Source organism: Mucilaginibacter lappiensis (genome assembly GCF_050433765.1).
Classification (GTDB): domain Bacteria; phylum Bacteroidota; class Bacteroidia; order Sphingobacteriales; family Sphingobacteriaceae; genus Mucilaginibacter; species Mucilaginibacter lappiensis_A.
The window spans coordinates 91,956-111,610 of sequence record NZ_JBNPWP010000014.1; the positions used below are offsets into that span (position 1 = coordinate 91,956).

Annotated in this window: 20 protein-coding genes and 2 pseudogenes; 19 read left to right on the forward strand and 3 right to left on the reverse strand. The window is 45.0% G+C overall.

Going from position 1 to position 19,655, the window contains the following annotated elements; translation table 11 throughout:
• Positions 1-87 precede the first annotated feature (87 nt).
• The 3 genes from M2273_RS28920 to M2273_RS28930 form a co-directional block, all read right to left on the reverse strand.
• Positions 88-927 (reverse strand): hypothetical protein, encoded by an 840-nt coding sequence (locus M2273_RS28920; RefSeq protein ID WP_429401559.1) that lies wholly within the window; start codon positions 925-927, stop codon positions 88-90.
• Positions 928-1,024: 97 nt separating this feature from the next.
• A complete protein-coding gene (locus tag M2273_RS28925; protein ID WP_429401561.1) occupies positions 1,025-1,648 on the reverse strand; it encodes a response regulator in 624 nt (207 codons plus the stop codon).
• 46 nt (positions 1,649-1,694) lie between these two features.
• A complete protein-coding gene (locus M2273_RS28930; RefSeq protein ID WP_429401563.1) occupies positions 1,695-3,635 on the reverse strand; it encodes a tetratricopeptide repeat-containing sensor histidine kinase in 1,941 nt (646 codons plus the stop codon).
• A gap of 120 nt (positions 3,636-3,755) precedes the next feature.
• On the opposite strand from M2273_RS28930, the gene M2273_RS28935 reads away from it, so the two are divergent.
• The 19 genes and pseudogenes from M2273_RS28935 (at position 3,756) to M2273_RS29025 (ending at position 19,529) form a co-directional block, all read left to right on the forward strand.
• Positions 3,756-4,367, forward strand: a complete 612-nt coding sequence (locus M2273_RS28935) for a hypothetical protein (protein WP_429401565.1) — start codon at positions 3,756-3,758, stop codon at positions 4,365-4,367.
• 548 nt (positions 4,368-4,915) lie between these two features.
• Positions 4,916-5,185 carry a DUF5655 domain-containing protein gene (locus M2273_RS28940; RefSeq protein ID WP_429401648.1) on the forward strand — a complete coding sequence of 90 codons (270 nt, stop codon included), beginning with the start codon at positions 4,916-4,918 and terminating at the stop codon, positions 5,183-5,185.
• A gap of 574 nt (positions 5,186-5,759) precedes the next feature.
• A complete protein-coding gene (locus M2273_RS28945) occupies positions 5,760-6,116 on the forward strand; it encodes a nuclear transport factor 2 family protein (protein WP_429401567.1) in 357 nt (118 codons plus the stop codon).
• 10 nt (positions 6,117-6,126) lie between these two features.
• Positions 6,127-6,480: a hypothetical protein gene (locus M2273_RS28950; protein WP_429401569.1), complete on the forward strand. Its 354-nt coding sequence runs from the start codon at positions 6,127-6,129 to the stop codon at positions 6,478-6,480.
• 17 nt (positions 6,481-6,497) lie between these two features.
• Positions 6,498-7,073 carry a Crp/Fnr family transcriptional regulator gene (locus M2273_RS28955; RefSeq protein WP_429401571.1) on the forward strand — a complete coding sequence of 192 codons (576 nt, stop codon included), beginning with the start codon at positions 6,498-6,500 and terminating at the stop codon, positions 7,071-7,073.
• Between the two features lie 654 nt (positions 7,074-7,727).
• Positions 7,728-7,931, forward strand: a complete 204-nt coding sequence (locus M2273_RS28960; RefSeq protein WP_429401573.1) for a hypothetical protein — start codon at positions 7,728-7,730, stop codon at positions 7,929-7,931.
• A gap of 51 nt (positions 7,932-7,982) precedes the next feature.
• A pseudogene (locus M2273_RS28965) lies at positions 7,983-8,156 on the forward strand (histone H1); the annotation flags it as partial.
• Positions 8,157-8,610: 454 nt separating this feature from the next.
• Entirely contained in the window at positions 8,611-11,370 is a 2,760-nt protein-coding gene (locus M2273_RS28970) for an ATP-binding protein (protein ID WP_429401575.1), read from the forward strand.
• Between the two features lie 206 nt (positions 11,371-11,576).
• Positions 11,577-12,077: a hypothetical protein gene (locus tag M2273_RS28975; protein WP_429401577.1), complete on the forward strand. Its 501-nt coding sequence runs from the start codon at positions 11,577-11,579 to the stop codon at positions 12,075-12,077.
• A gap of 45 nt (positions 12,078-12,122) precedes the next feature.
• The gene (locus M2273_RS28980) at positions 12,123-12,347 is read left to right on the forward strand and encodes a hypothetical protein (protein WP_429401579.1); all 225 of its coding nucleotides are present in this window, start codon (positions 12,123-12,125) and stop codon (positions 12,345-12,347) included.
• 18 nt (positions 12,348-12,365) lie between these two features.
• The gene (locus M2273_RS28985; RefSeq protein WP_429401581.1) at positions 12,366-12,941 is read left to right on the forward strand and encodes a hypothetical protein; all 576 of its coding nucleotides are present in this window, start codon (positions 12,366-12,368) and stop codon (positions 12,939-12,941) included.
• A 90-nt stretch (positions 12,942-13,031) separates the two neighbouring features.
• On the forward strand, positions 13,032-14,105 hold the full coding sequence (locus tag M2273_RS28990; protein WP_429401584.1) for a hypothetical protein: 1,074 nt from the start codon (positions 13,032-13,034) through the stop codon (positions 14,103-14,105).
• Between the two features lie 222 nt (positions 14,106-14,327).
• Positions 14,328-15,584, forward strand: coding sequence for a serine hydrolase domain-containing protein (locus M2273_RS28995; RefSeq protein WP_429401586.1), 1,257 nt, complete (start codon positions 14,328-14,330; stop codon positions 15,582-15,584).
• Between the two features lie 10 nt (positions 15,585-15,594).
• Positions 15,595-16,173 carry a cupin domain-containing protein gene (locus M2273_RS29000; protein WP_429401588.1) on the forward strand — a complete coding sequence of 193 codons (579 nt, stop codon included), beginning with the start codon at positions 15,595-15,597 and terminating at the stop codon, positions 16,171-16,173.
• Positions 16,174-16,203: 30 nt separating this feature from the next.
• Positions 16,204-16,686, forward strand: a complete 483-nt coding sequence (locus M2273_RS29005; protein ID WP_429401590.1) for a YybH family protein — start codon at positions 16,204-16,206, stop codon at positions 16,684-16,686.
• A 4-nt stretch (positions 16,687-16,690) separates the two neighbouring features.
• Positions 16,691-17,545, forward strand: a complete 855-nt coding sequence (locus M2273_RS29010; RefSeq protein WP_429401592.1) for a hypothetical protein — start codon at positions 16,691-16,693, stop codon at positions 17,543-17,545.
• A gap of 30 nt (positions 17,546-17,575) precedes the next feature.
• Positions 17,576-18,019, forward strand: a complete 444-nt coding sequence (locus M2273_RS29015) for an alpha/beta fold hydrolase (RefSeq protein ID WP_429401594.1) — start codon at positions 17,576-17,578, stop codon at positions 18,017-18,019.
• Between the two features lie 351 nt (positions 18,020-18,370).
• Positions 18,371-18,433: pseudogene (locus tag M2273_RS29020) on the forward strand (DinB family protein); the annotation flags it as partial.
• A 103-nt stretch (positions 18,434-18,536) separates the two neighbouring features.
• Complete coding sequence (locus M2273_RS29025) at positions 18,537-19,529, forward strand: alpha/beta fold hydrolase (RefSeq protein ID WP_429401596.1); 993 nt, start codon at positions 18,537-18,539, stop codon at positions 19,527-19,529.
• Positions 19,530-19,655 lie beyond the last annotated feature (126 nt).

Here is a 19,655-nt window from a genome sequence, read left to right on the forward strand (position 1 = left end):
TCAATAAAACCTAAAAATCATGTGCAACTAACGGGTTAAGACATCAACCATCCTGGCCTCTCCTTCCTCAAATTGGCAAAATACTTTTCAAAGTTTTTTCATGAACTTGATTCCATAAGTGATCACCGATGGCTGCCCATCCGCCTTTACATCCCCGATAAGCCGCTCCGGTTTCAAGGTAATTGAAGAGGTGCCCAGCGAGAAAACCCTTACTTCAGGGGTAATGCTGAATTTGGAGGTTTCAAACCCAAGGGTGCCGATGGAAAGATAGGCTATCGTGATGTTTTCATTCCAGCCTTTGTCGTAATTAAAATCTTTTACCAAAGCCTGCGTGGCGACATCTTTTCCATTATTATGCAGGTACATATATTGCGCGCCAAATGCTGTTGAAAGCACGCTCATCCTGAGTTTTGGATTGAGCAGGATAAGCCATTGCGCCCTGAAATAAACATAGGCACCGGCAGTGATACCCCCGGCAGAAATTTGGTTATTTTCATCGCTTAACCAGTTGGCAGTTGTTTTGGCCGATGGGCTGAACAGTATATCGGCCCCGAAATCAAAATCCACGAAATTAAAAATGGGGTCATAATGCGTATCGATGTAGTTGCCATAATGGTCGTAGTGATTGGAAAATATGCCGTCCCTTAATGCAGGAGTTCCAAACAACGATTTTTTTTCGATACCCAAGGCCAGCAAAGTACGGCTCACGTCATGGTCAAAGCCCGCTGCCGCGTTATAAAACGGTACGCCCGTTGGCGGTGGAGTTTGCTCATATTTCCAATGGGTGGTTTGTATGGCCCCGTAACCGCCTATCCCGATGTACCAGCCTTTACGTTCCTTTACATTTTGCAGTGCCTGTTCTTTGGTTTGTGCCATGCCTAAAAACGGCAGTGATGCTAACAGCAGCAAGGAAGTGATTTGTTTCATAATGGAATAATTTTGTTGATGACTACTCAAAATTACCCCATACGGATAGCCATGGAAATAGAACAAAAGTTACATTTAGTACGGTCGTCGGTGAAGATTACCCCTGCTTGCCAAATATTTTGTTAATGGCTTCTGTACGATTCTGCACGTGCAGCTTTTCGTAGATGTGATGAATATGCTGCCGTACCGTCCCGGTGCTGATAAATAACTGGTCCGCGATTTCTTTATACAAAAAGCCTTTGGCCAGCCTGCCAAGAACTTCCATTTCACGTGTGGAAAGTTTATTTTGCTCGTCAGATGCCCTAAAGGAATTCACCACTTTGCGTGCGATAGATGCGCTCATCGGCGATCCGCCATCCTGCAGGTCTCTTAATGCTTCAGCAATCTTACCCGGCGAGGCGTTCTTTAACAAGTAGCCGCTTGCTCCGGCAGCCAGTGCTTCAAAAACCTGTTCGCTATCTTCGTAAATGGTAAATACCATAAATTGCGTGGTACTGCCTGCTATTTTCAGTTTCCGGATGCAGTCCAGGCCAGTACCGTCGGGTAGTGAAATATCCATGATAGCCAGTTGTGGCGGATTGCTGAGCAGGCCCCGGTAAGCATCCGCCGTATTTTCATAAACGGCCAGGCAAGAAAAGTCGTTAGTTTGATTGATCATGAAACGCAGGCCCTCACGGATCTCGGCGATATCTTCTACAATACTGACAAGTATTTTTTCCATACCGTAAAGTTCTTAAGTTTCATACAATCATTGCGTATAACAAAAGTTATACGGGTAAGGGAACCACAAAGCGCACCTGGGTTCCTTCCTTACATAAAACTTCCATACTGCCGTTCAACTGTTCCATCCGGGATTGCATATTCTTCATCCCGTTACCCACACGCCGCTGTCCGTTATTTTCAAATCCTTTACCATTGTCCTGCACCAATATCTCCAGTTTTCCATTATTGGAGATTATAATTTGTACATGGGAAGCTGCTGCATGTTTGATCACATTGTGCACCGCTTCCTTTACGGCCAGGTAAACATTTCGGCGAAATTCCCGGTTCAAAGGCATGGTACCCATAGGCTCATTTACTTGAAACGTATAGTTTATTCCGGCATTTTCCAACATATCTGCGGTAGTTGCCCGGATATAGGCAACCAGGCTGTCCAGTGTATCCTGTTCGTCGCTCATCGTCCAGATCACCTCGTTCATTTTTCCGATAAGTTCTTCAGCGGTTGCCGCTATTTTCCCGGATGTTTCATTTGGAGTTCCCATGGTCCGGCTGAGAAAGAGCATCCTGGTGAGGCCGGCCCCCATATCATCGTGCAATTCCTGGCTGATCCGGCGGCGCTCCTGCTGTTCTCCTTCCAAAACAGCTTTTAAACGTTCGCTTTCCTGCTCGGCTTTCAATACCTGTAGCGCTTTGGTATTCAACTGTTGTTTTTGCAAATAGAACCGGTAGATCAGTAAAACCAGTAACGCGAGGAAAACCATACCGGCGCCGGTAACGATAAGCCACTGGCGCTGGCGCTGGGTTTCGCGCTCCTTTTGTTCCAACAGCAGGTTTTTTTGCAGGATCTCCCGCTGTTTTTTTTCAAGGCCGTATTTCGTTTCCAGTTCCTGGATATTTTTCAGTAAAGGCGCGTTCAGCAATATATTGCTGATGGAATCATACCGGCTTCGGTAGATGCGCGAATTCTCAGCCTTGCCCATCGCGATCTGCACATCCGACATCAGCAGCAGCATTTTATTCCATACTTCTTTCTGATCATGGCGTTGTACAAAAAGCATACTGCTGTTCAATAATTTTTCTGCGTCAGGATATTTCTTCTGCCAGAATAAGCCCAGGCATATCCCGTTAAGCGCATAGGCTTTACCCGAAACGTCTTCAATGGCTTCTGCCAATGGCAGGGCCTGACGAAAATAACCTATGTACCGGTCCGGCTGGTTCAACTGGAGATAGGCGTCGGCAAGACCTATCAACGCTGTTTCCTGGGAATTTTCATCGTTGATCTTTTTTCCGATATCATGCGCTCTGGTCATATAGTTAATAGACTCCTTTATTGCGCCAACATCTTTAAGGGCATTACCAACATTAATACAGGCAGAAGCGGTGGCATAAAGGTCATGATCGCTTTCGGCATATTTTAGCGAAAGACGGCCGTAAGTTAACGCTTTTTGCGATTGCTTGAGGTTACGGTAGAGGCCGCAAAGATTACCATAAGCCAATGACAAATTTTGCGTGCTGCCCGCTGCTTCCAACAGGGGAAGCGCCTGCAGGTAATAATGAGCCGCGCTGGCGTAGTCTTCTTTATATTGGTAAACCGCACCCGTGTTCATCAGCGATTTCACGAGCTGCTGTTTCAGGCCCGCTTTGCGGCTGAGCTCAACTGCCTGAAGGTTTAATTTTAGTGATTCATCAAATTTCCCCTGCACGTTTAAAACTGCCGTATAGTTAGCAATATAACGCACTACGCCGGCGGGGTAATGTAATTGCTGGCTTAACTGGTTTGATAGCTGGTAATAATATACGGCTGAGTCGGGTTGGCTGCTTTCATACTGCTGGCCAAGGGTGATCAGCGTCCTGGCTTTCAGGCTATCATCAGGCTGATTGCTTAAGACTTTTTTAAGGCTGTCCTTGTTCAGGCCCACCTGCATTTGCGCGGTAGCAGTTAATAGGAGGCACAGGAACATCAGCCCGGTCAGCGAGGCGAACTTCATCGTTTAACTACATTAAGCCGGAAGCTAATTTATTGATTATTATGTAACTTTTGTTCTATTGCTGCCCAAAAATGCCTGCGGTAATTTTGATACAGAAATCATCAACTAAAAATTACCCGTATGAAAAAGTTCAATTTTATCTTAGCAATTGTAATCACTATCGGTTTTGGCGCCTGTAAAAAAGAAGGCACCGGGGGTGCATCCGGTAGGGCAATTACCGATGAAGCCACTGCGAAAGCAGCCTTTTTAAAGATCAATAATTTGTGGACAGCGACACTTGAACCGATGATCGCTAAAACGGAAAAAACCTATAAAGATGAGACGATATCCGGGCCAAACGGAGGACAGGCGGTGATAAATGGCCGCTACTATAAAACAAGAATTTCGTCCTCATCATCAAGCACCAGCACTACTAATTTTGATATGCTCATTACATTTAAGAATTATATTACTGATGGGATGACGCTGGACGGCACGGTACGATTTTTCGAGTTCAGTGAGTCGCGCTCAGCTTGTTCATCCTCGGGCTGCGCGTTTACAAACCATTACAGTATCAGTTATGACACCAACGACGGACTGGACAACAATTTCCCGCCGTTAGGCATTCAGTTCGACAACAATGGCAGCAAGGTAAATGACAAAATCCTTATTGAATCGGGCAAATCGGACAACTTTCGCTGGGGAATCACAGTCACCAACAGCGCGGGACAGGCGTTTACATTTAATTATTGACTTGTTATCCCGGAAATGCCAAAAGATCATGGTCAACGCCGGGCAGCATTGCATTTGGGTCGTCCAACCGGAAAGTTCACATCAAACGAAGGCAGGGCTGATTCAAAGGTCCCGTGCGTATCGATCACTTGTTTTTAAACAAAAGAGGCGCCAAAGGTGCCGGCACATTGGGAACATTCCAGCGGGATATCAGTGTCGCACAGCTTACTCATCCGGCCCGGCAAACGCGGGTTCAGTTATAATTGAAGATAAGTTCAATTGCCCAGCCTAACCATCATTCTTATGGTTTAAGGCCAGTATTTCAGCAAAGGGAGTAGCGGCTTGATTTGCTGAAAGTCTGGCAACCCAACACGCCGTTCTGCCTGCTGCGGATGAAAGCAGCAAGTGGCAGGGCGGCGCGATTTTCAAGACCGCAGCGCAATTAACTTTTCATAGACGTCTTGCCAATAAACCTGTAGAGCCACATCCTGTGCGGCATGGGCTCGGTCGACATGACGGTAATGGCGGTAATCATCCGCCTGTAAAATGGCCTGCTTGTCTTTGACAAGATCCTGGCCGAAGTCGCGGACTGGCCAAAGGTGTTGATTGGAGTGACGCCCAATTGCATTGTTTTCACCCGACGCGTAGGTTTTCTTATTATCCGGCCGATGAAAAAGGAACTGGACCTGAAATTTTACTCGAAGGTTCTGCATCCCGAGAAACCGGTCATCAAAAGCGTAGCTACAGGTAATAAATTCGAAAATCATATCCGGATCTCACAACTGGATGATATCCGGCCAGGTTTGTTTGTTTACCTTCGGGAATCTTACGAATTGTGATGACACTTAATGATTTCAACATACTCAAACTGAAGAAAAAGCAGCCACGGCTATGCAGGGTATTTTTGTTGATATGCGTGTGGAAGACAAACTAAAAGTAGCTCTTTACAGTCACCCCAATTTTTACGCCGAGGTCTTCTATGATGGTCTGAGTAATGTGATCGTCCGCTGCCGGGCATTCACTTCTTTAGCGCTCCTTGCAGCGTATATTAGCTTGAATTAAATACCGCCTTGATCACTTGATCCGCCACTGATCAGATTTTCGACTTGGGATACGTGACATAGCCAGATCACTCACGAGAAACTCGTTGAAAAGCCAAAGAAAAAAGTATCTACCATTGATTTGTTCGTGAGTGAGATCGTCCACAGTTTAGACCCTATTATTCTCTGTAACTCAGCAAATTATCCAAAAAGAAAAACCAGCCAATCGCCGTTAAAATTCAGAACTTCATATAATAAGGTGCTGCGTAAGTGCCTACAGACCATATCATTTTTTCCATAAGTGCTTTTCAAATAATTTAAACTCTTCAACTACCTGAACTTTTTTCCGGCAATAGCTGCCGAACTTTGTTATATGGAAAACATCAAAAGCATAGAACAAACCATTCTCATTTATACGAGTGCATGGAATGAGACCGAACGAGAAGCCATTATGGCAAAGATCGGTAAATGCTGGGCCCCTGATGGTACCTACACCGACAGGTTAACGGATACCATTTCCGGGCAGGACGCGATCACCGACCTGATCATCAGTTCGTACGGACAAATGGGACCACGAACGTTTCAGGTACTGGCAGAACCGCAGGTACATCATCAAAGCGGCCGTTTCCGCTGGCTGGCCGTACGCCCGGAAGGATACCCGGTTGAGGGCATGGATTATTTTGAATTTGACAGCGAGAACCGCATCACCCGCATTGTAGGCTTTTTTTAAACAGGAAATCATGAAAATAACATTACCGAATATTGAACCGGGCCAAGGGCCTGTGTTGATGCTGAACATGATCAAGTTCAGGGACAAAAAGATCTACTTTGAACAGTATATACCGGCATTTAACCAGGTGGTGCAGCAATTGGGTATTGAAGGCGTCAGCCTAAAACTGGTGAGCAAGGTAGTAGCTAATATAATTGCCGATGAGGACGAGCAATGGGACGAGATAGTATTGGTAGAATATCCCAATGCTGAAGCGTTCATAACTATCGCGCAAAGCGATGTATATCATGAAATAGCTAACCCGCTTCGTGAGGCCGGAACAGCGGAATTGAAATTGTTCATGACACGCAAAATTGACTTTTAAAGGTTATACTTGCTGATATGTCCGAGCTTATCCTGTCCAATTTTGCCTTGCATATAGCACTTGCCCCTGACGAACAGGAGCAAGTGCTTGCCTTGTTGCAACGTAAGACAGTTACCAAACGCAGCATACTGTTGCGCCCAGGCGAGATCGAACGGCATATTTACTTTGTTAACGAAGGTTGCCTGCGCATGTACAACACCGATAAGGACGGGCAGGAACACAACCTCTGCTTTTACCCCGGGAACTGGTGGGCTTGCGATATTGTAAGTTTTTTTAAAGCGAAACCTGCTACCAACTCCATCCAGGCATTGGAAGACACAGAAGTGTGTTACTTTTCCTTGCCTGCGCTCGAACGGCTATTTACCGAGGCACCCAGGTTCGAGCGCTTTTTTCGCATCCTCACGCAAAACGGATTTGATATGTTTCAGCGACGGGTTACGTCTAACCTGTCAAAAACCGCCGAGCAGCGTTACCGCGAATTCCGGAGACATTACCCGGGGCTGGAACAGCGTATATCCCAAAAGCATATTGCCAGCTACCTGGGCATAACCGCGGCCTTTCTTAGCATGATGCGCAAAGAAAAGGACCTGTAATATCTACACCTTGTCGCCCGGCAAAGACCTGATATCAATCTTTAGTTTAGCTGATCCCGCCGGAACTGGATAGGCGAAACACTGGTGCGCTGTTTGAATAGTTTATTAAAATCCTACACTCATCCCGAAGCAAATGCATATTATTCGGATTATGGCATTGGCGAGGTTATAAAGGCGAAAATCAATTATAGTTCGCTCTGAACCCTGTGGGGAGAAGCTGGTTTTTGATTTGAAAAGTTTGCGGAATGATTGTGGGTTTCGCAAGGGAGCAGCGGATACCTGCAAAGCAGATACAGCGTAGCCCGGCCCGGAGGGCTTGCCATAATATCCTTTATATGTAGGGTGAAACTTGACAAAGCGGAACAGCTATGCTTATATTTATAATAAGCCGGGCTCTCACTTTATTTAAGGGCGATGGGACTACTAAATTTCTTTTTGAAGCTGTTCAGGATCAAGCCTGGGTTTAACGGACACCGGAAATGTTCCTGGCGATGGTAATGGAGTTCCAGTCACGGAATAATAAAGAATTTGTGGTACATGAAGTGCTGCAATGGGGCGAGGTCATGCAGAAGATGATGAAAGTTGACCTTCCCCCTATTCGAGTTTTGCTGAACTGCTGCAAAACGGTGTAGCCGATTATACCATGGTAGAAAAGTGAGAGGAAAGCTTGACGAGATTCACGGGAGGGTCCAATTGAAAAAAGCGATCTACGGGGAGCATGTCGATCTGGGCGATGACGACGTGATGAAAAGCAAGGACGAAGGCGCGGTTTTCGCGAGAAGATTTGTTAAGGATATGTCTAAGTATGTGGATTTTCCGGAAGAAGAACAAAAGAAGATAGATAAGATCGACGACTAACATTTATCTAAATTGTTAGTTTTGTGCTCAATTAAATTTTAAACACATGGAAAATTCACCCAATTAAAGGCGCTGGTTGAAAGCGCTGAACATGATGCCCAGGCATTCTATGAGAAATCAAACAAAGCGGCCGGTACCCGTTTGCGGAATGCACTGCAACAAATCAAAGTTGTCGCTACCGGTATCCGAAAAGAAGTAACGGAAAAGAAAAATTCAGCAAACTAAAATAAAAGAGCATCCTGTTTGGGAAAGCCTGGCTATATGCCGGGCTTAATTGTTAGCGGACATTTAACGTCAAAGCTATTGAAGATGCACCCAGCCATTCTGTGACCGGAGCTAAACGGGCAGATTTTATCATTAAGACTTACCCTGGAATCCAGGTGGTCAAGATCAACTTAATCTCCCACCATTATGCTGTTATATTATCCGTTACCATTGCCCGCCCGATTTTAAAGTATTATTTTTGAGAAACTAGGGTTGCCGGGTATTTTGTATGGATAGGAGGAATATTTTTTCATATAAGTACAGAAGGTGTTGCACGTTTTTGGGGTGCCTGGCATTATTATGCCTGATAAATCGGGCCATTGCTCAGCAGCCAACCGCAATACGCGGCAGTGATTTTGGTAAATATAATCGGGTTCTCCTCGATGATTCGGTTTGGTTTTTTCACCCCGGTGATTTGCCCGGCAATAAACAACCTGTAACTTCTACAGCTGGCTGGGACACCCTGCACCATACCATTTTTGGCAAAACCGATGCGCCACGACGTTGGCGGGGCATGGGCTGGTTTGGTTTATGGGTAAGGGCGGATACAGTACTGGTGAACACGAAACTTTTCATCGCTATTAATCACGATGGTGCTTCTGAAATATTTATGGATGGCAAACCGATAGGTGGTTACGGCAAGGTGGGCCACTCGGCGAAGCAGATGCAAGCCATTCGTGCGCCAAGAGACCTCATCCCGCTTTGGTTTGCCGATACCCGCCCTCATCTGCTCGCGATCCGTTATTCCAATTTCTTTGGGGTTTACCCCAATTTCTATGGGTTCCAGCTTTCGCTAGGTGATTATGTAAAACGTGCTGAAAAAGCAGGTACCGACAAACAATTGCTTGATTATTTGCCCTTATTTGCCGCTGCACAGCTGGTACTTGGCCTGCTGCATTTCCTGTTCTTTCTTTTTTATCCCCGGCAAAAACTCAACGTGTATTATGCTTTGTTTGTATTGCTGATCGGTATCAATGGCATGGCTGTTTACCAATTTTATTTAACGCCCTATCCTTCGGTACAATACGTTGCTGATTTTACGACCTTTGCCTGTAAGGCATTGATCATGTGGTCGGCGGTCATGTTGCTTTATGCGCTCCATTACCACCGGCTGCCGCGTTGGCGCATGGCCGCCTTAACGGGCATTACGCTGTTTTACCTGACAGGTTATGTTTTAACTTTTTGGGTTTTTAGGGTGGAGAAATGGGATGACTATTATTCCGTTGCCTATATTGTTTTTATGATGGATGGGCTGTGGTCGGTAGCCCAGGTCATAAAAAGGGGGCAAAAAGATGCATGGCTTATCGGCATCGGCACCGGCACCATCATATTGGTTTATTTTTTCGCCTGGGATGATACATTTCATGTTTGGCATTACGGGCAGAATGCTATGCGTTTGTTTGTAATGGGCGCGGGATCATTAGTATTGCCGCTTTGCTTATCGCTTTACCTGGCGCTTGATTTTGCGCGTACCAATCAAAAGCTTACGGCTAAACTAAGGGAGGTAGAAAATCTATCGGCGCGGGCCCTTGCCCAGGAGGCCGAAAAAACGGAATCGATAGCCACCGAAGCCCGGCGGCTGGAGGAGGTTGTGCAGCTGCGCACCGCAGAGCTGAAAGAACAGGCCAGTAAGTTGCTGGAATTGGATGCCGTTAAATCGCGCTTTTTCACCAACATTACGCACGAGTTTAAAACACCGCTTACCCTGATCATGAACCCGGCCAAGGAATTGCTGTATGCGCCTTCAGGGGACACCAATAAAAACCTCCGGCTGATCATCAGCAATGCGGAACGTTTGCTGCAACTGATCAACCAGCTGTTAGATTTAAGCAAGGTAGATAGCGGCCATATGGATGTGAACCTGGCACCGGTAGATCTGGTGGCGCTTGTAAAACTGCACACACTCTCCTACGAATCATTGGCTTTACAAAAGGGCATTCATCTGCATTTCGTTGCCGACCGGGACACACTTTGGGTCTTAGCTGACCGGGATAAAATGGATAAGATCATGCTGAACCTGCTATCGAACGCTATAAAATTCACCGACGAGGGAAAGATAGAAATAATACTATGGCAAAATGCAGAAGTACCCAACAGCGCTTTTGTTCTTACAGTAAGGGATACGGGTCAGGGAATTCCTGCGGCTAAACTGCCCTACATATTCACGCTCTTTTACCAGGCCGATCCGTCCGATACCCGGTCGGCAGGAGGTACGGGTATTGGCCTGGCACTTACCAAAGATCTGGTTGAACTGATGGGTGGGCAGATAGCGGTCGAGAGTGCCGAAGGTTTGTATACACAGATCCGGATAGATATGCCTTGCGAACTTGCCAAGGCGGTTTCCGAACCGGCAGTGGAAATCTTGCCTGATGAGTTATTTACGCCAGTGAACGATGCCAACGAAGTATTAGTAGCCGATGAAAGCAGCCCGCTCATCCTGGTGATCGAGGATCATCCCGAATTGAGGGAATTTATACGACAATCGCTGGCCGGCAGGTACCGGCTAATAACGGCGGCAGATGGCGAAGAAGGTATAGCCCTTGGCTTGCAGCATATCCCAAACCTGGTTATTACCGACCTGATGATGCCCCGGGTAGGCGGTTACGAGGTAAGCGAAACGCTTAAAAGAGACGAAAAGACCAGCCATATCCCCGTTATCATCTTAACTGCTAAAGCAGGACTGGACAGCCGTATACAAGGGATTGAAAAAGGTGCCGATGCTTATCTCGCCAAGCCATTTGAGCAACGGGAATTACTTGCCCTGATAGAAAACCTCATCAGTGTACGCGAGCAATTACGCCTGCATTACAGCATCCGCGACCTGTGGTTTAAGGATACCACTGCGCTGCCTACCATTGAGCAGGAATTCATAGCGCGGGTACGCCAGGCTGTGGAAAGCCACCTCAACGAAGAAAGTTACGGAGCCGATCAGCTTGCTGCAGGTATTGGGCTTAGCCGCACCCAACTGCACCGCAAACTCAAAGGCCTCATTGGCCAGTCCCCCGGCGAACTGATCCGGATCGTTCGCCTGCAATATGCGCATGACCTGTTGGAACGTCGCGCGGCAACCGTATCGGAGGTGGCCTATATGGTTGGCTTTGGCAGTCCGGCCAGTTTTTCCACCAGTTTTTCCCGCCATTTTGGCTTTGCCCCGAGTAAGGTGATAGAAGCCTAATCCATAGCCATTAACCTTTAGCATTTAAGCAAAATTGTTGCTTGCCAATAAAAACCGCAACAAATTCGAAAGGATTTGCAACATACGCGAAAATTTATTCTGGATGGGGTATGTTTATTTGTGAAATGATTACGACTGTCTTATAACTTGTATTGGTACTGTTTAACGCGTTTCCAAATCATTTCACAAAATATTCTTACATACCTATGAAAAGCCTAAAAACAACCTTAGCAATACTGCTTACTGTGCTACTCAACTGCCTGATCTTTAGCAGATGCAACTATAGTAAAGGTGCCAAAAAAGACCTCCGCACCGGTTTATCGTTCAGTTACAACGGCTTTATCGTGCAGGATGCTTTATTGATCGATCCGGCTAATAAACGAATGACCGATAATAAAGTAAACTTAAATACCCGTATAGCTATAGCAGCGGTCGGACTAAACAACTATGCCCTTAAGGACGGTAAAGTTTTTCCGGGGATGATGCTTGTGGTGACCGATAAGAAGGGGACTCCCATACTTAAAGCCGACGACCTGTTTGCAGGTGACCAGGGGCATCCCCCGGCGGAAGCCTCCGAATTGCGCGGAGACATTACCCTTGCAAGCCCAATGGTAGCCGGCGAAACCTATCACGTTAAAGTACACGTTTGGGACAAGGTAAAAGCAGACAATGAACTAAATATTGAAGCTGACCTGGTTGTACAATAAGCTTTTATACACCTCAAAATTTGTTAACCATTTTAATTATTTACCATGGCCATTTTATTGCCGAGAAAACCGACCCTTATTTGCATGGCAGTGCTGGGCCCCATTTGCGTGGTAGACGGTATTGTCAAAAAAGACACCAAAGAGATCCTGGCAATGTTGGCCGTCTTCATATATGCCATAGTAACCCTGGCCATGGACAGCAAAAAAAAGAAAAAGCTTATTGACAGAAATAACCGGGAACATAGCAATTCCCTTAACCCAAAACGATAAACCAAAACAAACAGCGTTATGCCCGATGAAAAGAGCTTTTGGACGACCCTGCCGGGAATTATTACAGGCTTTGCCGGCATAGTTACAGCCATTACCGGATTAATTGTGGCATTAAACGGGGCGGGGTTATTTAGTAAACCGGCGGCGGCAAACAAAGTATCTGCCGAAACAAAACCGGGAGCTTTAAATGAGGCGGATAGTTTAATAAGTAAACCAATAGACCCACAAAAGCCGGTTGAAAAATTGAACCCAGTATTTTCAATGACGCAGATAAAAATAGAAGACCACGAATATAAGATCATTAGTTCATCACTTGAAGCAATAACACCTGAAAGCAGCTCGCTGAAAATTAAAATTAAATACAAAAACAACAGTAACTATTCGCCGGCTACTTTTTGGAACGAGGGTTTCAGGCTTGCCATTGACGGGGCACTTACCGCACCTTCAGGAGATTTAAGCGAACTGGTTGAGCGGCATGCCGAATTGGTTGGCACCGTAATCTTTGAGGTGCCCAACAACACCTCGAGTCTTGTTTTTCACATCCTTGATGTTGGAAAAGATGTTGCGATACCCATAAAACTAGCTTCCGATTGACCTTGGTATCTTTTTGCGCCTGGCGCAAAAAGATACCCCCCATTACTTTGTACATATTTATCAAAATCAAACCATAAAATCAACCATAAAATGAAAACACTTCAAACCCACTTTACATCTGGCAGGATGCAAAACATCTCCTCAAGACCCGGAAAAGATGAGATGGCAGGCATTATTTCAGAGAAAGATGGAAAAAGCATTGCCAGATCCGCGCTTGCTGCCTTACTCATGGGTAGCTTATTAATTCATTTGTATGGTTGTGGTAAACCCTCCAATAACCCTACTCCTCCCGTGCTAAATATCACGGGCTGCGCTATTACGGGCGATGTTGACCAGGCGCTCGGGTCCCGGATATTTGAATACGATGATAAAGGTTATCTTATAAAGATGACAGGCCCCAATTATTACTATGGGCCTTTTGTTGAAACCATTACAGCTGCTAAAGTTGTTGACACCTACCCTACTCAGTCGATTGGTGGTGATGGTACCCATTACAGCGGCATCATTAAAACTACTTATAGCTATACTGGTGGCAGCGGAAACGTTTATGACGGTAATCCGGAATTTGTACACCAGGTATTTTCTGCTTCAAATCCACCTTCCTCGTTAAAAAGAGACTCGCTGTTTGGATTCTTATATGACGCCTCAAAGAAACACCTGACCACTGTTTTTATGGCCGGTAACGGTTCCGAGGATGCCGAGCATTTCAAACTTGCCGAAGTTGAACTCAATTTTACTTATGATGCCAATGATAACGTAACACAGGTAAAAATTTTATATGATTACGAGCGGAGGTTCTACATACCACAAACTGGTGAAACCCGTATCGATCACAAACAAACTTCTGATGACTTACTAAATATCACCTATGACGATAAGCCCTCCCCATACACGGCCATTTCAAAATATTGGAAGTTTATAGGCGGAGATTTTACCGGCTTTGCAGCATATAACCTGGATAAGGTTCGTTATTGGGCAAGCCGCTGCGCAATACTGAGCAAAAATAACCCGGTAAAAATTTCCGGGAAACTGGTAGAAAACTTTGGGTCGGCACCTGTGAATATTAACGCAAACATTACCTATCAATACAACGATAAAAATTTTCCGGTTAGCATGGCCATTAGTGGTTCGGCCGTAAATGCGTTTACTTACAACTGCAAATAGGCCTTGATATAAGGCACCTGTCTAAAATAATGATGCAGTGCTACCAGGGGTAAATTTAAAATGTCTGTTTACGTAGTTGATTAAGTATACAACAAACTCAAAAGCATTTGCAACAAACGCGAAAGTATTTTACCAGCTACTTATGTCTCTTTGGGCTCCCTGACAGGCTTTCGCAATTAAACGGGGTTCAATTATTAATTAAACAATAAATACCTAATACCTATGAAAAAAAATTATGAGCACGGCATTTGCTGCTTTGTAATGAATGCGCTAAAATTTACCAAATTATTGGCTGTTGCCGGCTTGTTGCTTTTTGCGAGCTGCGGTAAAGACACGCCTTCAATAACTAAAACGGATACTGGAACAGGTACAGGAACCGGCACGGGAACAGATACAGGAACGGTCATTGATACCCTTGCTGCCAGTAAAGTTGCCGTTGCCGCTTTAGATGACGAGGTAAATACTTTTATGACCACTTATAATGTTCCGGCAGTATCTGTAGCAATTACCAAAGGCGAAAAGCTGATTTATCTGAAAGCGTATGGTACAAGTGATCAATCCAAGAATGTTAAAGCTGCTATCAGCGATAGATACCGTATAGCGAGCCTTTCAAAACAGTTCACTTCTGTTGCCCTTATGAGGCTGCTTGATCAGGGCAAGATAAAGCTGGATGACAAAGTATTTGGCGACGGCGGTATATTAGGTAAAACCTATGGTACTAAAACCTACGGCCCGCATATTACCGATATTACGATTGACGAACTGCTGCACCACACATCCGGAGGTTGGGCTAATGATAACAACGACCCGATGTTTACCAACCCAACCATGACGGCTGCACAACTCATCACCTGGACTTTAGATAACCGTCCGCTTGACCATATACCGGGAACCAGTTATGCCTACTCGAATTTTGGTTACTGTATATTGGGGCGGGTGATAGAAAAAATTACCGGACAAACCTATGAAGAAGCGATAAAAACATTGGTATTGACACCTATCGGCATCACAGACATGACCATTGGTGGTAACACACTTGCCCAAAAACTGCCAAAGGAAGTTACTTACTACGGCCAGTATGGTGAAGATCCTTATGCTTACAATATCAGCCGGATGGATTCGCACGGGGGGTGGATCGCTACAGCTGCCGACCTGGCCAGGTTCCTGGTTTATATTGATAAATTTCCGGTGCGTAAGGATATTCTTACACCATCAACCTTAAATATGATGTATACCGGCTCCACAGCCAATACAGCTTATGGATGCGGCTGGGGCATTACAGGCAATAACTATGTTCATACGGGAAGTCTGCCCGGTACGGCGACTGAACAGGCCCGTTTGGATAATGGATTTAATTTTGTGATTTTGACCAACACCCGCAGTTGGAAAACGAATTTCGACCTCGACTTAGACCAGATATTCTGGAAAGCTTACGCCAAAAATCCAACCTGGTCTGCAGACGATCTGTTCACTAAATAAAATTGCTATCATGAAACGTAATGCTTTCCTTCGAATGCTATCCGTAACCTGCGTTGTTTTAGCCAGCCCCGTTAGCGGCATTGCCAAAATATATAAAGAACTTCGGGAAAAAACCGGGTATAAAATTAATGCCGGGGCCGGCCGTTTTCAGAAACCTATTAACTTATTTGACGGGGACACTTTTTATACCAAAGTATCAGCTAAAGATACGGATGGCGATTTGTATGTGTATGAATCGTCGCGCGTAAAAAAAGGCGGACCAAATCTGCACCTTCATTATAACCAGGATGAATGGTGGTACATTCTGGAGGGAGAGTTTGTGATTAAAGTGGGCGATAAACTGCACCGCGTTAGACCCGGCGATAGCGTGTTTGGTCCTCGGGGAGTGCCGCATGCGTTTTCAAAGGTAGGAGAAGGTGTTGGCCGGATGCTCACTACTTTTCAGCCGGCCGGTAAAATGGAGGAATGTTTTATAGCTATAAGCGAAGGACAGATGAAAGGCAAACCCGAAGCCGAACAGGACAAGTTCAGGAAACAACATGGCTTCGAACGCGTGGGGCCACCAATTGATATACTAAAAGCTTTTTAAGCTCAATTTTTTTTCATTAATAAACAAGTTATGAAAGTTAATAGTTTCAGGTTCATCGTAGTTTGTCTGTGCTGGCTGTGTGGTGTTAAAGCCTACGGCCAGCAAACAGACACCGTTAAAGAAAACACACAGATAAGGCAACTCATTAAAAATTATGAAGATGCCTGGAACCGGCATGATCCTAAAGGGCTGGCCGATAACTACACTGTTGATGCCACCTGGGTAAATTGGTTTGGTGCTTATTACAAAGGCAGGGATGATATTCAATTCCATTATCAGCAGGTGCACACCACCTATTTTAAAGCCACCCATTATTATACCCGTGCGGTTGAAGATATCACCTACCCGTACCCTAACCTTGCCATATCACATGTGCGCACCGGCTTAGATGGCGACGAACGTTTTCCCGGGCAAACGTTTGAATTCCGGAGGATGATTGTACTGGTAAAACGCGACGGTGCGTGGAAGATCCTCGCCGGACAAAATGCAAAACTTGAAAAAGGAATAAAATAAATCAATGTATAAAGAACCCGCCCCATTTAAACAACAACTGAGCCTGGCATACCTATGGCTTGTTCCCCCGGCAACGGTAGCTATTGGTTTTGGTATAGGACATGTAAGCTATACAATATATTTATCCGTTTGGGTGCTAAATGCCTGCCTGATGATGCTCTCTGCCCTTCACCTTGGCGGATGCAGGCTTTGGAAGCAAGGTCGATCCGGTAGACAACAGGTTATTACCGCGCTATTATTATTTGCACCCTGGTTATTATTTTCCATCTTCGCTGGTATGGGGCCCCTGCCCTCTACGATGCGAGGCTGGGTTGACGCTGCTGCCGAACAGCAAATACGCTACACTATCCTGATGGCTGGTGGCCTATTGCTTTTATCGGGCGCTGCGCTGTTAAAAACGCAATTACAGACAAGCGGCGAAAACCTGTACTCAGTATTAGCATTTGCAGTGCTAAGTATGGCAATCCCCCTGTTTATGATCAATATGGCATTCTGGGGTTATTTCCTCAATGATGCTTTCCGGCTATTTACCGCAAACCCTACCGCAAAGCGCCCGGATTGGTATGGTCCCATAAAAAGTTTATTTTATGTGATCAGCGTGGCCGAGGTTGCAATGATATACCTCGCAATCGTGCTTTTTGCAGTTTCACTCAAAATAACAGGCTTACTGAGCCGGTCCGCGTTCCGTTGGTATATAGGTTGCGGTCTAATGGCTATGTTGCTGGCATTAATGCCGCCTAACTGGCCGCAACCGTTTGGTACAGCCGGCTACCTGGTAGCTATTCCGGCCATTCCTTTTATCATGCCCTATCTGTTCGGGATCAACCTGATCAGGAAAAATGATCCATTGGGGACTTAGCGGATCAGAAGAAAATAAAAGTATTGTAAGATGAAAAACGCATGGATCATATTAATTGCGATCCTTCTGATGCCTCGGTATGGCTTTGGTCAGACCATTACGGCGACACCTTTATGGCAAACCTTGCCGGTTGAACCGCCAATGCTTCCTGCAGATCAAAGCGGGCTGGCTCCTGTCAATGACATTAAGCTATATTATGCCGTCTTTAATAAAAACGGGAAAGATCCGGTCATGCTGTTGCATGGAGGGTTTGGGAGTTCAGATGTTTGGGGCTTCGAAGTACCTCTGCTGTGTAAAACGCACCAGGTAATTGTGGTTGATAACCGCGGGCATGGCCGGAGCACGATGTCCGGTCAATCTCTCAACTATGACTTAAAGAGCGCTGATGTGTTGCAGCTTATGGACTTTTTACACATCGAAAAAGCCATACCGGATTCCAGGAAACACCATAAAAGCATGGGCAGGCAAGCTTAATTTGCCTACTTTACTGAATGCAAACAGTTCTTCATTGGTCCCTGGGATGCCCAAAGCCAGGAATCCAAGTTACTCCTGGGGAAGATACATGAGCTTACTAAAGCATTAGAGCTATCTCCATTGAAGAACCTTGCCTTGGAAACAATGATCGAGGTAGCTGAAAGTGACTTACATATCAAGATCCGAAAAAAGCGTGGTATCAAACAGTCTTAAGAATGCGGCAAAAGCGGTCAAAATATACCCTGGCAGCTATTTGTGCATTGTTTGGTGTAAGCCGTGAGGGCTTACTATTTAGCTCATCATAAGGCTGCCAGAGCAAAAGGCACGCTGCTAAATAAAATATTTTAGCATCAAACGCATCATCGCGGTCAGGCAACAGTTTATTTTCGCCTTATAGGCGCACCCCCTTGTTGAAGAATTATTTTGATCCCGGATTTTTACTTGCTATTGCTATTCCCATCAGGCGCAAATCAGAACAAACTTTAGATTGAACCTAACTTATATTAATTTAGCGGGAATGAAATATAAATTATCTGGTATTTTTTTACTACTAGCCTTTTGGTCAGTGGCCGCACGCCGGGAACAATCAAAGCCAGTTGATAGTAAGCAGTTTACTTTCCTAACGTCAGACCATGTCAAGATACCGGTGAATGTTTCAGGAAAAGGTTATCCATGTATGTTTGTTCCGGGAGGGCCAGGCGGCGGCTACCGATCATTTGAACAATTGGGTGGCAATAAGCTCGAAAGCTTTTTAACCATGATCTATATGGACCAAAGGGGTTCGGGCAGTGCGCAAAATGCCAAAGATTACAGCATGGACCGCATTTTGCGGGATATGGATGAACTAAGAGCAAAACTTCATATTGAAAAAATGTTTTTGCTTAGCCATTCTTTTGGCGGCGTCATCCTCATTAATTATGCTAAAAAATATCCTCAGCATGTAAAAGGGATCATTTTGGTTAATTCCACGCTTCATTTTTTAAATACTGAGTCACTCCTTGAACAGATTAAATATGGATATGGACTCTTAGGTAAAGACACCGTGATCAGTGATCACTCCCTGCAGTCGTTATCTTCGGTACAAGTTACGTTAAGACAGCGTTTAAGTAAAAAGCACTTAGCATACAAACTACTTACCGACTCTGTTAATACGATTAAGGCGCTGGATAAAATTGATTCAATATATCCCCGCATAAACGATTTTGCTTATAAAATACTGGGGCCTGTAATTGATAAAAATGCCTCAATGCTTTATCCGGAATATTTTAAAAACTACACTACATTGACCGCGGCTATAAGAGTGCCGGTTTTAATAATTACGGGGACAAAAGACCATGCTATTGGTATAAACCATTACCACCTATTCAAATTTCCGCATCAAACAATCGTAAAAATCAATGGCGGGCACTTATTGTATGCGGAACAAAACGAGGCTTTTGTAAAAGCGGTTAATCAATTTATTGATTTTACCAAGCAAAAAAATACCCAAAAGCACCCTAAAAAATATTAGTAATGTATCTCTTCATTTGCACAATGCTTACAGGCGATAAACTTGCTCTCGATTAAAATCCATTGATGAAGAGAAACATCTTAACTCAGATAAGCGTCAACGAAGTTAGATTTGCTTCCTTTGTCA

Excerpts from the sequence above, each read along its gene's own strand:
- M2273_RS28920 (WP_429401559.1), bottom strand. The coding sequence starts at position 927 with ATGAAACAAATCACTTCCTTGCTGCTGTTAGCATCACTGCCGTTTTTA.
- M2273_RS28990 (WP_429401584.1), top strand. The coding sequence starts at position 13,032 with ATGAAAACACTTCAAACCCACTTTACATCTGGCAGGATGCAAAACATC.
- M2273_RS28980 (WP_429401579.1), top strand. The coding sequence starts at position 12,123 with ATGGCCATTTTATTGCCGAGAAAACCGACCCTTATTTGCATGGCAGTG.
- M2273_RS29025 (WP_429401596.1), top strand. The coding sequence starts at position 18,537 with ATGAAATATAAATTATCTGGTATTTTTTTACTACTAGCCTTTTGGTCA.
- M2273_RS28925 (WP_429401561.1), bottom strand. The coding sequence starts at position 1,648 with ATGGAAAAAATACTTGTCAGTATTGTAGAAGATATCGCCGAGATCCGT.
- M2273_RS28985 (WP_429401581.1), top strand. The coding sequence starts at position 12,366 with ATGCCCGATGAAAAGAGCTTTTGGACGACCCTGCCGGGAATTATTACA.
- M2273_RS29010 (WP_429401592.1), top strand. The coding sequence starts at position 16,691 with ATGTATAAAGAACCCGCCCCATTTAAACAACAACTGAGCCTGGCATAC.
- M2273_RS28995 (WP_429401586.1), top strand. The coding sequence starts at position 14,328 with ATGAAAAAAAATTATGAGCACGGCATTTGCTGCTTTGTAATGAATGCG.
- M2273_RS28945 (WP_429401567.1), top strand. The coding sequence starts at position 5,760 with ATGGAAAACATCAAAAGCATAGAACAAACCATTCTCATTTATACGAGT.
- M2273_RS28950 (WP_429401569.1), top strand. The coding sequence starts at position 6,127 with ATGAAAATAACATTACCGAATATTGAACCGGGCCAAGGGCCTGTGTTG.
- M2273_RS29000 (WP_429401588.1), top strand. The coding sequence starts at position 15,595 with ATGAAACGTAATGCTTTCCTTCGAATGCTATCCGTAACCTGCGTTGTT.
- M2273_RS28930 (WP_429401563.1), bottom strand. The coding sequence starts at position 3,635 with ATGAAGTTCGCCTCGCTGACCGGGCTGATGTTCCTGTGCCTCCTATTA.
- M2273_RS29005 (WP_429401590.1), top strand. The coding sequence starts at position 16,204 with ATGAAAGTTAATAGTTTCAGGTTCATCGTAGTTTGTCTGTGCTGGCTG.
- M2273_RS29015 (WP_429401594.1), top strand. The coding sequence starts at position 17,576 with ATGAAAAACGCATGGATCATATTAATTGCGATCCTTCTGATGCCTCGG.
- M2273_RS28975 (WP_429401577.1), top strand. The coding sequence starts at position 11,577 with ATGAAAAGCCTAAAAACAACCTTAGCAATACTGCTTACTGTGCTACTC.
- M2273_RS28955 (WP_429401571.1), top strand. The coding sequence starts at position 6,498 with ATGTCCGAGCTTATCCTGTCCAATTTTGCCTTGCATATAGCACTTGCC.
- M2273_RS28935 (WP_429401565.1), top strand. The coding sequence starts at position 3,756 with ATGAAAAAGTTCAATTTTATCTTAGCAATTGTAATCACTATCGGTTTT.